The following is a 13,474-nucleotide window of genomic DNA, read 5'->3' as shown; positions in this document are numbered from 1 at the left end:
GGTACCCATGAATAGATCAAACACATTGCCGGTGGGAGCGGGCTTGCCCCGCGATTGCAGTACCGGCCTCATCGCGGGGCAAGCCCGCTCCTACCGGGCGTTGGCGCTTGCTCTGGTGCTGTTCGGCCCGGCCGCGCAGGCCGCCGGGCTGGTTCCACCGCAGGGTTACTACGCCGGGATCGAAAAGCTCAAGAGCGGCCCCAGCAACTACAAGTGCGAGGCCATCCCCAAGCCTTACACCGGCAAGCTGCAGTTTCGCAGCAAGTACGAAGGTTCAGACAGCGCCCGCGCAACCTTGAACAAGGCTTCGGAAAAAGCCTTCCGCGACTCCACCGCAAGTATCACCACGCTTGAGCGCGGGGTCAGCAAACAGGTCATGCAGTACATGCGCGACGGCCGCCCGCAGCAGCTCGATTGCACCCTGGAATGGTTGAGCAGCTGGGCCCGCGCTGATGCGTTGATGTCGACCGACTACAACCACACCGGCAAGTCCATGCGCAAATGGGCGCTGGGCAGCCTGAGTTCGTCGTGGCTGCACTTGAAATTTTCCAACTCCCAGCCCTTGGCCGCGCATCAGCAGGAAGCCGAACTGATCGAAAAATGGTTCGCGCGTCTGGCCGATCAGGTGGTCAAGGACTGGAGCGGTCTGCCGCTGGAAAAGATCAACAATCACTCCTACTGGGCTGCCTGGTCCGTGATGGCCACTGCCGTGGCGACCGACCGCCGCGACCTGTTCAACTGGTCGGTGAAGGAGTACCGGGTGGCCGCCAACCAGGTCGACGCCCAGGGCTTCCTACCCAACGAGCTCAAGCGCAAGCAACGCGCCCTGGCCTACCACAACTACGCCCTGCCGCCGCTGGCGATGATCGCCAGCTTTGCCCAGGCCAATGGTGTCGATGTGCGTCCGGAAAACAACAACGCACTCAAGCGCCTCGGTGAGCGGGTGCTGTCCGGGGCGAAAGACCCGAGTCCGTTCAAGACCAAGAGCGGCGAGAAACAAGCCATGGGCGACCTCAAGGTCGACAGCAAATACGCCTGGCTCGAACCCTGGTGCAGCCTTTACCGCTGCGGTGCCGATGCGCTGAAGAAGAAGCACGACATGCAGCCATTCAGGAATTTCCGCCTCGGCGGTGACCTGACCCGGGTCTACGACCCGCAGGCCGCACAGAAGAAATGAGGTAGTTCCCATCGCGGGGCAAGCCCGCTCCCACAGGAGCGCGGCGTACCCGGTGGGAGCGGGCTTGCCCCGCGATGCTGTTAAAGGTTTCCCCACAAATTTACGTGGGGGGTTTGGGGGGCTGCTGCCCCGATTGTGGATAACGACAAGGAGAGATCGGGATGGTGTTCTCGTCCAATGTGTTCCTGTTCCTGTTCCTGCCGATCTTTCTCGGCTTGTACTACTTGAGCGGGCAACGCTATCGCAACGCGCTGTTGCTGCTGGCCAGCTACCTGTTCTACGCCTGGTGGCGGGTGGACTTCCTCGCCCTGTTCGCCGGGGTCACCCTGTGGAACTACTGGATCGGCCTGAAAGTCGGCGCCGCTGGCGTGCGCACCAAACCAGCCCAGCGCTGGCTGCTGCTCGGGGTGGTGGTCGACCTGTGCATCCTCGGCTATTTCAAATACGCCAACTTCGGCGTCGACAGCCTCAACGCGATCATGACCTCGTTCGGTCTTGAGCCGTTCATCCTCACCCATGTGCTGTTGCCGATCGGTATCTCGTTCTACATTTTCGAGTCGATCAGCTACATCATCGACGTCTACCGCGGCGACACCCCGGCCACCCGCAACCTGATCGACTTCGCCGCCTTCGTCGCGATCTTCCCGCACCTGATCGCCGGCCCGGTGCTGCGCTTCAAGGACCTGGCCGACCAGTTCAACCACCGCACCCACACCCTCGACAAGTTCTCCGAAGGCTGCACGCGGTTCATGCAGGGCTTCATCAAGAAGGTGTTCATCGCCGACACCCTGGCGGTGGTCGCCGACCATTGCTTCGCCCTACAGAACCCGACCACCGGCGACGCCTGGCTCGGTGCCCTGGCCTACACCGCGCAGCTGTACTTCGACTTCTCCGGCTACAGCGACATGGCCATCGGCCTGGGCCTGATGATGGGCTTCCGCTTCATGGAAAACTTCAAGCAGCCCTACATCAGCCAGTCGATCACCGAGTTCTGGCGGCGCTGGCACATCAGCCTGTCGACCTGGCTGCGCGACTACCTGTACATCACCCTCGGCGGCAACCGCGGCGGCACCTTCGCCACCTACCGCAACCTGTTCCTGACCATGCTGCTGGGCGGCCTGTGGCATGGCGCCAACTTCACTTACATCATCTGGGGGGCCTGGCACGGCATGTGGCTGGCCATCGAGCGAGCCCTGGGCCTGGACACCAACCCACAGCGTTTCAACCCGGTGAAATGGGCCTTCACCTTCCTGCTGGTGGTGGTCGGCTGGGTGATCTTCCGCGCCGAAAACCTCGACGTCGCCGCACGCATGTACGGCGCCATGTTCAGCTTCGCTGACTGGCAGCTGTCCGAGCTCAACCGCGCCAACCTCACCGGCCTGCAAGTGGCAACCCTGCTGGTGGCCTACGCGACCCTGGCGTTCTTCGGCCTGCGCGGCTTCTATCGCAATGCCAGGCCTGCACCCAAGGCCAGCCCGGTGGCCGTGCAGGCCGACGGCAGCCTGAGCCTGGACTGGGGCCTGTATGCCACCCGCGCGCTGGTGCTGCTGCTGTTTGTCGCCTCGATCCTGAAACTCTCGGCGCAAAGCTACTCGCCGTTTCTCTACTTCCAGTTCTGAGTGAGCCGACCATGACCCGATCATTACGCAAACTCTATTCCGTGCTGTTCCTCGCCCTGCTCCTGGGCCTGGGTATCTGGTCGCTGGGCGGTTTGGGCAGCTTCCAGCGCAGCGCGCAGATGAGCGTGCTCGACGGCAAGCTGGCCAAAGCCGCCGAGACCCATTACGACGAGCAGTTCCCGCTCAAGCGCATCGGCACCAACCTGTGGGCGGCGCTGGATTTCAAACTGTTCAACGAAGGCCGCCCCGGCGTAGTGCTGGGCCGCGAGCAGTGGCTGTTCAGCGACGAGGAATTCAAGCCGGTCGCCAACAGCGATCAGTTCGAACAGGAAAACCTCGCGCTGATCCGCGGCGTACGCGACACCCTGCAACAGCGCGGCGTGCAGTTGGTGCTGGCGATCGTGCCGGCCAAGGCGCGGCTGTACAGCGAGTACCTCGGCGATCAGACCCCGGCCAGCCTGCATGCTGATCTGTACAACGAGTTCCATGCCCAGGCCCGTCAGGCCGGGGTCTTCGCTCCCGATCTGCTGACCCCGCTGCAGCGCGCCAAGGCCCGCGGCCAGGTGTTCCTGCGCACCGACACGCACTGGACGCCACTGGGCGCCGAAGTGGCCGCTCAGCACCTGGCCGAAGCCGTCAGCCGTCAGAACCTGCTCAACGGCGAACCTCAGCAGTTCATCACCGAACAGCGCCAGAGCGCGCCCTACAAAGGCGACCTGACTAACTTCCTGCCGCTCGACCCGCTGTTCAGCAACCTGCTGCCAGCGCCGGACACCCTGCAAAAGCGCAGCACCCGCCCGGCTGCAGCCGAGGGCGAAAGTGGCGACGCCTTGTTCGCCGACAACGAAATCCCGGTGGCGCTGATCGGCACCAGCTACAGCGCCAACCCCAACTGGAACTTCCTCGGCGCGCTGCAGCAGGCACTGCGCAGTGACGTGGTCAATTACGCCGAAGACGGCCATGGCCCGCTGCTGCCGATGCTCAAGTACCTGCAGAGCGACGCCTTCAAGGACAGCGCCCCGCAAGTGCTGATCTGGGAGTTCCCGGAACGCTATCTGCCAATGAAAAACGACCTCAGCGACTTCGATCCGCAGTGGATCGCCCAGCTGAAGAAAACCCGTAACGCCAATCATGACCTGGCCCTGTCGTCCAATCGGACGCAACACTGAGAGGTAACGCACATGACCACCAAGCACCGTATTGCCAAAGCCTTTGCCCTGACCGCCGGCATGAGCCTGCTTTCGCTGCAGGCCTGGGCCGGCGCCGATGCCGCCCTGTACGGCCCGAGTGCGCCGAAAGGCTCGACCTTCGTGCGCATCTACAACGCCAGCAACCAGGCGGTCAGCGCCAGCGTCGGCAACACCCAGATCAACGACGTGGCGGCCCAGGCCAGCAGCGATTTCAGCTTCATGCCGCAGGGCGACTACAGCGCCAGGCTCGGTAGCCAGAGCCTGCCGGTCAAGCTCGCCTCCGACCACTACTACACCCTGGTCAACAACGCCTCGGGCGCACCGCAACTGGTCGAGGAACCGCCGTTCAAGAACAAGCAGAAATCCCTGGTGCGAGTACAGAACCTCAGCGACCAGGCCCTGACCCTGAAAACCGCCGACGGCAAGACCGAAGTGGTCAAGCCGGTGGCTGCCAAGGCCCGTGGCGAGCGCGAGATCAACCCGGTCAAGGTCAGCCTGGCCCTGTATGAAGGCGACAAGAAAGTCAGCGATCTGAAGCCGGTGGCTCTGGAGCGCGGCGAAGCAGCGGTGCTCTACGTCACCGGATCCGGCAGCAACCTGTCGCCGGTCTGGGTCAAGCGCCCGGTATCGACCCGTTAATCAACTGCCCCTTTCAAATTTCGGAGAACACTCATGATTCCAGTCATCCTGTCCGGCGGTAGCGGTTCGCGTCTGTGGCCGCTGTCGCGCAAACAATTCCCCAAGCAGTTCCTGGCCCTGACCGGTGAACACACCTTGTTTCAGCAAACCCTGTCGCGCCTGGTGTTCGAAGGCATGGATACGCCGATGGTGGTGTGCAACAAGGACCACAAGTTCATCGTCAACGAACAACTGAGCAACCTGAAGCTGCAAACCCAGGCGATCCTCCTCGAACCGTTCGGCCGCAACACCGCACCGGCAGTAGCGCTGGCGGCGATGAAGCTGGTCAATGAAGGGCGTGACGAGCTGATGCTGGTGCTGCCGGCCGACCACGTGATCGACGACCAGAAAGCCCTGCAACGCGCCCTGGCCCTGGCCACGGTGGCTGCCGAGCGTGGCGAGATGGTGTTGTTCGGTGTGCCGGCGACCAAGCCGGAAACCGGTTACGGCTACATCAGGTCGAGCCAGGACGCACTGCTGCCCGAAGGCATCAGCCGCGTTGCCCAGTTCGTCGAAAAACCGGATGAAAAACGCGCCAAGGAGTTCGTCCAGGCGGGTGGTTACTTCTGGAACAGCGGCATGTTCCTGTTCCGTGCCAGCCGCTTCCTTGAAGAACTGAAAAAGCATGACCCGGACATCTACGACACCTGCCTGCTGACCCTGGAGCGCAGTGAGGAAGATGGCGACGAGCTGAGCATCGATGACGCCACCTTCGCCTGCTGCCCGGACAACTCCATCGACTATGCGGTGATGGAAAAAACCCAGCGCGCCTGCGTGGTGCCGCTCAGTGCAGGCTGGAGCGATGTCGGCTGCTGGTCGTCGCTGTGGGACGTGCACGAGAAAGACAGCAACGGCAACGTCACCAAGGGCGACGTGGTGGTCCAGGACAGCCGTAACTGCATGATCCACGGCAACGGCAAGCTGGTGTCGGTGATCGGTCTTGAAAACATCGTCGTGGTCGAGACCAAGGACGCGATGATGATTGCCCACAAGGACAAGGTCCAGGGCGTCAAACAGCTGGTCAACACCCTGAATGAACAGGGCCGCAGCGAAACCCAGAACCACTGTGAGGTGTACCGACCATGGGGCTCGTACGACTCGGTGGACATGGGCGGGCGTTTCCAGGTCAAGCACATCACCGTCAAGCCGGGTGCCTGCCTGTCGTTGCAGATGCACCACCACCGTGCCGAACACTGGATCGTGGTGTCGGGTACCGCCGAGGTGACCTGCGACGAGAACGTCTTCCTGCTCACTGAAAACCAGTCCACCTACATCCCGATCGCCTCGGTGCACCGCCTGCGCAACCCGGGCAAGATCCCGCTGGAGATTATCGAGGTGCAGTCGGGCAGCTACCTGGGTGAAGACGATATCGAGCGTTTTGAAGACATCTACGGGCGCTCTACGCCGATCGAGCGCGGGATTTCGATCAAGACCATCGCGCAGTAAAGCTGCCCCCCCACCTGTAGGAGCGGATTCATCCGCGATGGGTCGCAACGCGGCCCCGAAAATGGGACTGCTACCGCAGTCCATCGCGGATGAATCCGCTCCTACAGTCATCCCACCAGATGTTTTTACGGTTAGGATAAAAGCACCTCCGCATCCAAGGCCTCGTCCATGATCATCGGCGCCCTGCTCATCCTCACCTGGCTGGTCCTGCTGCTGCGCTACCCGGCCAAGGCCCTGCCGATTTCCCTGGCGGCGCTGTTCGGCCTGGGGCTGGTGGCGCTGTGGGTGGTCTGGCAGGACAACCGCGAAGCCAGCCAGCTGGCGCGCCTGCAGTTGCGCCTGAGCTACGCCCCGAACGACTGCCCGGCCGACCGCCCCTTGCGCGTGCAGATGAACAATGGCAACGACGTGCCCCTGCTGGAGCTGCGCTGGCGGGTTGCAGCCTACGCCCCTGGCGATACCGTCAATCTTGCCGAAAACACCTATTCCGCACCGCGCTACCGCGGCCCGGGTGAACTGCAACCCGGCGCCAACTGGCAGGAGTGCCTGCCGATGCCGCCCCTGCGTTCAGGCTACCGGCCACAGAGCCTGGAGTTTCGCGCAGAACACCTGCAGGGCACCTTCTCGCGCTGAGCACCTGGTATTTTTGTCAGGTTACCCAGAACTGAAAGCTGTGTTGAATAAGCACTGACTTGACGACGTTGGGGAGCAACGACATGGCGGATACTTCAGCACCTGTCCAGGCCGAGTTTCTGGCCCTGGTCAAGCGTATAAAAAATAAAGCAGCACTGGATCGCCCGGCAGTGATTCTGGTCTATTCCGAAGTCTGTCCGGCCTGCACTATTGCCAAGACGGCACTCGCAGCGCTGGCCGACGATGGGTTTCGGGCACACGTCGATTTCTACCAGGTTCCCGGCGCAACCTTTAAGGCATCACAACTGGACAGCGAGGTCGATCGCGTCCCCTCTTATCTCTTGTATGACTGCCAGAGCAATCGCAGCCTGTTTATCGGGGACGACACCAAGCCGTTGAAAAATTCCCTGGCGGCTTTGCTGCCTGACGTAGTATTTGTGCCGTCTCCCCCTGCTTAAGGACAGCACTTACATGCCCAGCGTTCTGATCACCGGTTGCTCCAGTGGCATCGGCCTGGCCCTGGCCCAGGCTTTCAACACCGCGGGTTATGAGGTCTGGGCCACGGCACGCAAGACCGAGGATGTGCAGCGCCTGGCCGAAGCGGGTTTCAATGCCCGGCAACTGGATGTCAACGATCAAGCTGCCCTGGCACAACTGGCCAACGAGCTGGCCCAGCGTGGCCATGGCCTTGACGTGCTGATCAACAATGCCGGCTACGGCGCCATGGGCCCGCTGCTCGATGGCGGCGTCGAGGCCATGCAGCGCCAGTTTGAAACCAATGTGTTTGCGCTGGTCGGTGTCACCCGCGCACTGTTTCCGGCGTTGCGGCGCAGCAAGGGGCTGGTGGTGAACATCGGTAGCGTCTCCGGTGTGCTGGTCACGCCCTTTGCCGGTGCCTACTGCGCCTCCAAGGCTGCCGTGCACGCCCTGAGCGATGCCTTGCGCATGGAGCTTGCGCCCTTCGGCGTGCGGGTGATGGAGGTCCAGCCGGGAGCGATTGCCTCGCAGTTCGCCAGCAACGCCGGACGCGAGGCCGAGCAGCTGATTGCCGAGCACTCCCCGTGGTGGCCGCTGCGCGAAGGTATTCGTGCTCGCGCCCGCGCCTCCCAAGACAAGCCGACGCCCGCCAGCGATTTCGCCCAGGGCCTGCTCAAGGCCGCCCAACAACCTCAGCCGCCGGCCTTGTTGCGTTTGGGCAATGGCAGCCGCGCCCTGCCGTTGCTGCAAGCCTGGTTGCCGCAGGGCTTGCTGCAACGGGTGCTGAAAAAACGCTTTGGCCTGGACCGCGCACTCTGAGTCGTGCCGGGCTGCGCCGACCTGATATTTTTGTCAATTTCACCCACCGCGTCAGCGTACTAAATTCAGCATCATTATCTGAATGCTGCGCTGACCCGGCGGTGGTCCATGACCTTCTCAAGCCAATTGCATACCGCCACGCCCACCCTGGGTGTTATCGATCCGCGTGGCTTGCCCATTCGCACCGTTGCCTATTGCCGAAGCGTGATCGCGCAGCCGGCCGAGGCCCGGGTCACCCGCCAGACATTCAGCCTCGCCGGCCATCTGCTGGCCTGCTGGGACCCACGCCTGTGGGCCCAGGCCAGCCGTGCAAACCTGGTCAACGTGCATAGCCTCTCGGGCGTATCGCTGCTGTCCGACAGCGTCGACGCCGGCTGGCAACTGCGCCTGTTGGCACAGGCCGGCAATGCAGTGTGCAGCTGGGATGGACGAGGAACATCACGGCGTATTGCTTATGACGCACTGCAACGACCTGTCGCGATTGGCGAAACATCCGCCGGGGCTGCCGAGCAGATTGTCGAACGCTTCGATTACGCGCAATCCGAGATGCAATATGCCGCTAACAACCAGTGTGGTCAGCTGGTGCGTCACGACGACCCGGCCGGGACCCTGCACCTAACCGCCTACGCCCTCACAGGTGGAGTCACCAGGCAAACGCGGCACTTCCTGTCATCGCTCGACTCGCCGAACTGGCCAGCCGCAATCCTGGCGCGCGACGAGCTGCTGGAAAGCGGTGACGGCTTCAGTACACACACCGGTTACAACGCCACGGGACAAGTGCTAAGCCATACTGATGCGCTGGCGAACGTGCAGCAATCTGCGCACACCCTGGACGGCCAGTTTAAAAGTGTCCGGTTGCGGTGTGCCGGCGCATCGCAAGTGAAGACCCTGGTCGCCGCCATCCACTACAACGCCTGGGGGCAAATCGAAAGCGAGCTTGCCGGCAACGGGGTGGTCAGCGGGGTCCGCTATGATCCGGAGAATGGACAACTGCTGGCGCTTGAATCTGGTATTCCAGGCCATCCCGCACTGCAAGCCTTTGCCTACCGCTACGATCCGGCAGGCAACCTGTTGAGTATCGAAGACCGCACACTGTCCTCGCAGTACTTCAGAAACCAGCGTATCGACCCGGTAAACCACTATCGCTATGACAGCCTCTACCAACTGATCGAAGCCAGCGGCTGGGAAGCCAGCGCTGCCGCTTATGCTTCGGCAGAGCCGCCAAACCGGGCGCAACGAAGCAATTACCGCCAGCACTATCGCTATGATGCCGGCGGCAATCTGCTCGAGCTGCGCCACCTGGGCGCACAAAACTACACCCGGACATTCCAGGTCGCGCCGCACAGCAATCGAACCCTGCCGGTGGAAAACTCATCCATCGCAGGTAACTTCGACAGCGCCTTCGATTCCAACGGCAACCTCGCTCAGCTGCAACCGGGTCAGTTACTGTCATGGAACCTTCGCAACCAGCTCAGCCTGGTCAATCCGGTGTCACGGGAAGAAGCGCCGGACGACAGTGAGCGCTATATCTACGACGCTAACGGCAGTCGCCTGCGCAAGGTCCGTCACAATCAGGCCAGCGGTCGCAGCTTGCTGGCTGAGGTCCGTTACCTGCCAGGACTGGAGCTGCGCAGCAACAGCGCTACCGGTGAACGGCTGCAGGTAATTCTCTGCGCAGCCGGACGTGGCAGCGTGCACATGCTGCACTGGGAGCAGGGTTTGCCGGCCGGTATCGACAACAACCAATTGCGCTACAACCTGGCCGATCATCTGGGCTCCGCAACCCTGGAACTGGATGAACAGGGGAATCTGCTAAGCAAGGAAGTCTATTACCCCTTCGGGGCTACCGCCTGGTGGCAAGACTCCAGTGCGAGCCAGGGCCGCTACAAGGTGCGACGCTACTCGGGTAAAGAGCGCGATGTCTCCGGCCTTTACTACTACGGCCAACGCTATTACGCGCCGTTTTTACAACGCTGGATCAATCCGGATCCCGCGGGTTATGGCGATGGTTTGAATCTTTACTGCATGGTGGCAAACAGCCCGCTTAACTTTGTCGACAAGCAAGGAACACAGAAAATTCCGGTCGATATATTTCTGCAGGACATAGTTGACCCACACGCTCTAGAGCTCGGTTATGGCGAGTTTGAAGAGCTGACGTGGGACCCGAGCATTAATAATTTCAAGCACAGTGATGTGGTTTACAAAAAAGGTATGAAAGTGTTAGAAGACAAGTCACCGGAATGGCCCTCTGATACATATTCAGCCATCGCCCTATTCCGCGATGAAAACAATAAATTACGTCTATTCACTAACAAACGTCAGCATATGGAAATCCAGCCCAACATGGGTATGCCTCTGTTTGCCGGCAGGATCCAATTAGATCCTGCCAATAAAGATCAAATCATTTTTGATAACCACTCAGGCCATTACAAACCACAAGCTAGCATCGAAGATGTAAATGGATGGCTAATCGAGCTTGCGCCACAGGCAAAAAAAATAATTTACAAACCTGTCTTTGACACCGAAGCGTTTGCTGGATCAGCTAGACTGCAAAATATTTACTCACCGGAAGAGTATGTCGAAAAAGTCAATGCTTATAAAAATGATCACCCGTCTCTTATTCAATACCTCAAAGACCAAGGACTGTGGGGAATAATTAAAAATATATCAGATAGTGCAAAGGCGCTTTACCGGATGGCTACTACAGGCGAAACGCCCGAGCCACTCAAGGTTTCTCCGTACACTGCTAACCCACTTTTGAAGGAACTCTATCGTTCTTCAAATGAAAGACGTGCACGGGTTATGTCAGATCCTTTGACTAGAAGGCTAATGCACCAAATAGCGAATACTCCGCAGCTGAACGCTAGTACGCCAACTGCAGTCAGTCGCCCTGGTTTCGTGAGTAGACTATTCGGCAGTTGCGTGGGACGTCGTTGACGCGACCTGCTCAAACGACTGCCAACCACCCCCGAGCGCCTTGTACAAACCAACCAGCGCCTGAGACACCGCCGCCGAGCTCTCGACCCACTGCTCCTGGCTGGCCAGCAAGGCGCCCTGCACGCTGAGCACATTGAGAAAGTCCACCGCGCCTTCCACGTATTGTTGCTGCGCAGTCTGCAAGGCAATGCGGTTCTGGCGCACCGCTTCGGCCAGCAGGTCGCGACGCAATTGACTGGCGTTATACAGACGCAGCACATCATCAATTTCATGCCAGGCGCGCAGCACTACCTGCTGATAGTGCAAGGCGGCTTCCTGCTGCTGGGCCTCACGCAGTTCGAGCACGCCACGCAAGCGGCCACCCTCAAAGATCGGCAAGCTCAGCTGGGGCCCGATGCCGAAGCGCCGCGAATCCCAACCGCCGAAATCAGACAACTGCATCGATTGAAAACCGACATTGCCCGACAAGCGAATGCTCGGGTAAAAATCGGCTTTGGCTACACCAATGCTGGCCGTGGCGGCATGCAGTTGGGCCGAGGCCTGAAGGATGTCCGGACGGCGCTCAGCCAGCTCCGAGGGCACGCCGATGGCAAAGCGCTGTTGCGGTGTCGGCATCGCGCCGGGCGCCAGCAGTTCAGCCTGCAAGCTGCGCGGAGGTTCGGCCAGTAACAGGCTCAGGGCGTTGATCAGTTGCGCCTGGCGCTCCTCCAGGGTCGGCAGGCGCGCCTCGATCGAGGCTACCTGAGCACTGGCCTGGGCCACGTCCAGGGCGGTGGCGACACCATCGCGCAACCGCATTTGCGACAAGCGCAGACTATGGCGCGAGACCTCAAGGTTTTCCCGGGTCACGGCCAGGGTGCTCTGCACCGAGCGCAGTTGAATGTAATTGCCGGCCGTCTCGGCCAGCAATGACAACAGCACGCCACGGCGGTCGTTCTCGGCGACCTCGACCACGGCATCGGCGGCTTCGACCTGACGCCGTACCCGGCCCCACAGATCCAGCTCCCAACTGGCGGTCAAATCGCCCTGCCAGAGATTGAAGGCCGACTTGCCGCCCTTGCCGGATGGGTCACTGAGACCTTCAGCGCTGTTGCGGGCGCGGCTGTAGCCAGCGCCGAGATCGACCGCCGGGGTTTGTTCGGAAGCGATGCTGGTACGCAACGCGCGGCTTTGCAGCAACCGTGCACTGGCGATCTGCAAGTCGAGGTTTCGCTGGCTGGCGCGCTCGATCAGGGCACTGAGCCTGGCGTCATCAAAGCTCTGCCACCAGCGTTGCTCGATCGGCTCGGACAGGGCCTGGCTCGGCGCTGGCGCTTCCTGCAACGGCGCCCAGCTTGCCGGTGCCTGGCTGGAAGGCTGGTGAAAGTCCGGGCCCAGGGTGCAGCCGGCCAGCAGGCCGAGCAGCAAGGGGCATAAGGCGAATGCAGGTTTCATCGGGCGCTGACCTCTTTGCCGGAGGTGAGCCTGGCCTCGGTATCGATCTTCGCCACCACCGACATACCTACCCGCAGACGCTGCAGCAAGGGCTGGTCGGCATCGAAGACAATCTTCACCGGGATGCGCTGCACCACCTTGGTGAAGTTGCCGGTGGCGTTATCCGGCTTAACCGCTGCGAAGGTCACCCCAGTCGCTGGCGCAATGCTTTCGACCCGGCCATGCAGGTACTCATCGGCGAAGGTATCGACGCGGATCTGCACCGGTTGCCCCGGCTGCACATGGGTCAGCTGGGTTTCCTGAAAGTTGCCGATCACATAGGCGTGCTCCAGCGGCACCACCGACAGCAGCCGCGCCCCCGGATTGACGTAGGCGCCGACGCGTACTGCACGCTCGCCGACCATGCCGTCGATGGGTGCGACGATACGGGTATAGGACAGATCCAGCTGAGCCCGCTCAAGGCTCGCCTGGGCATGTTTGAGCCCCCCTTCGGCGCTGTCGACTTGCGCGCTGAGGATATCCACCTGCTTGCGCGCGGCGGCCAGCGCTGCCTGTGAGTTGGCCAGGCGGGCACTGGCCTGATCGACCCGGCTGCGCGCCTGCTGGGCATTTTGCACGGTACCGGCGCCCTGCTCGGCCAGACGGCTGTGGCGGGTCAGCTCATGGTTGGCGAACGCCAGCTCGGCCTGATCGGCACTCACCGCAGCCTGGGCCTGGGCAATCAGCGATGCCTGGCGCTCGAGGGTCGCCCGGGCGTTGTGCTGCTGCGCGGTTGACACCAGCAGTTGCGCCTGCGCCGCCGCCAGGGCCGCCTGATAGTCACGGTCGTCGATCAGCGCCAGCACCTGTCCGGCCTTGACCTGCTGGTTGTCTTCGACCAGCACTTGCTTGATAAAGCCCGCCACCTTGGGCGCAATCACTGTGTAATCCGCTGACACATAGGCATCGTTGGTGCTCTGTTCGGTGTCGCGGCCCAGCAGCATCGGGCCAAAGACACCGGCCAGGCCCGCAAGCACCAAGGCGGCAACGATCAAGGCGGTTTTTCGGTGGGTCGTTATTGTCGT

Annotated in this window: 11 protein-coding genes; 9 read left to right on the top strand and 2 right to left on the bottom strand. The window is 61.5% G+C overall.

Annotated elements, in window-relative coordinates; translation table 11 throughout:
• The first annotated feature begins 7 nt into the window (after nt 1-7).
• The 9 genes from PSAKL28_RS04465 to PSAKL28_RS04425 all read left to right on the top strand — a co-directional run bounded on the left by PSAKL28_RS04465 (nt 8) and on the right by PSAKL28_RS04425 (nt 10,976).
• Nucleotides 8-1,177 carry a mannuronate-specific alginate lyase gene (locus PSAKL28_RS04465; protein ID WP_084589070.1) on the top strand — a complete coding sequence of 390 codons (1,170 nt, stop codon included), beginning with the start codon at nt 8-10 and terminating at the stop codon, nt 1,175-1,177.
• Nucleotides 1,178-1,338: 161 nt separating this feature from the next.
• Nucleotides 1,339-2,796, top strand: coding sequence for an MBOAT family O-acyltransferase (locus tag PSAKL28_RS04460; RefSeq protein ID WP_038607096.1), 1,458 nt, complete (start codon nt 1,339-1,341; stop codon nt 2,794-2,796).
• 11 nt (nt 2,797-2,807) lie between these two features.
• The gene (locus tag PSAKL28_RS04455) at nt 2,808-3,965 is read left to right on the top strand and encodes an alginate O-acetyltransferase (RefSeq protein ID WP_038607093.1); all 1,158 of its coding nucleotides are present in this window, start codon (nt 2,808-2,810) and stop codon (nt 3,963-3,965) included.
• A gap of 12 nt (nt 3,966-3,977) precedes the next feature.
• Nucleotides 3,978-4,625 carry an alginate O-acetyltransferase AlgF gene (locus tag PSAKL28_RS04450; protein WP_038607089.1) on the top strand — a complete coding sequence of 216 codons (648 nt, stop codon included), beginning with the start codon at nt 3,978-3,980 and terminating at the stop codon, nt 4,623-4,625.
• Nucleotides 4,626-4,658: 33 nt separating this feature from the next.
• Complete coding sequence (locus tag PSAKL28_RS04445) at nt 4,659-6,110, top strand: mannose-1-phosphate guanylyltransferase/mannose-6-phosphate isomerase (RefSeq protein ID WP_038607086.1); 1,452 nt, start codon at nt 4,659-4,661, stop codon at nt 6,108-6,110.
• Between the two features lie 168 nt (nt 6,111-6,278).
• Nucleotides 6,279-6,743 (top strand): hypothetical protein, encoded by a 465-nt coding sequence (locus PSAKL28_RS04440; protein WP_038607083.1) that lies wholly within the window; start codon nt 6,279-6,281, stop codon nt 6,741-6,743.
• 83 nt (nt 6,744-6,826) lie between these two features.
• Nucleotides 6,827-7,201, top strand: a complete 375-nt coding sequence (locus PSAKL28_RS04435) for a hypothetical protein (protein WP_038607080.1) — start codon at nt 6,827-6,829, stop codon at nt 7,199-7,201.
• A 13-nt stretch (nt 7,202-7,214) separates the two neighbouring features.
• Nucleotides 7,215-8,039, top strand: a complete 825-nt coding sequence (locus tag PSAKL28_RS04430) for an SDR family oxidoreductase (protein WP_038607078.1) — start codon at nt 7,215-7,217, stop codon at nt 8,037-8,039.
• A 108-nt stretch (nt 8,040-8,147) separates the two neighbouring features.
• Nucleotides 8,148-10,976 carry an RHS repeat-associated core domain-containing protein gene (locus PSAKL28_RS04425; RefSeq protein WP_038607075.1) on the top strand — a complete coding sequence of 943 codons (2,829 nt, stop codon included), beginning with the start codon at nt 8,148-8,150 and terminating at the stop codon, nt 10,974-10,976.
• On the opposite strand, the gene PSAKL28_RS04420 is transcribed toward PSAKL28_RS04425, so the two are convergent.
• Complete coding sequence (locus PSAKL28_RS04420) at nt 10,947-12,410, bottom strand: efflux transporter outer membrane subunit (RefSeq protein WP_038607072.1); 1,464 nt, start codon at nt 12,408-12,410, stop codon at nt 10,947-10,949. The two genes, PSAKL28_RS04425 and PSAKL28_RS04420, sit on opposite strands and share 30 nt — an antisense overlap.
• Nucleotides 12,407-13,468 carry an HlyD family secretion protein gene (locus PSAKL28_RS04415; protein WP_038616251.1) on the bottom strand — a complete coding sequence of 354 codons (1,062 nt, stop codon included), beginning with the start codon at nt 13,466-13,468 and terminating at the stop codon, nt 12,407-12,409. The genes PSAKL28_RS04420 and PSAKL28_RS04415 overlap by 4 nt, the downstream gene beginning before the upstream one ends.
• Nucleotides 13,469-13,474 lie beyond the last annotated feature (6 nt).

This window comes from Pseudomonas alkylphenolica (genome assembly GCF_000746525.1).
GTDB lineage: Bacteria > Pseudomonadota > Gammaproteobacteria > Pseudomonadales > Pseudomonadaceae > Aquipseudomonas > Aquipseudomonas alkylphenolica.
The sequence above is the reverse complement of the archived record's forward strand: the minus strand, read 5'-3'. Positions and strand labels throughout refer to the sequence as shown.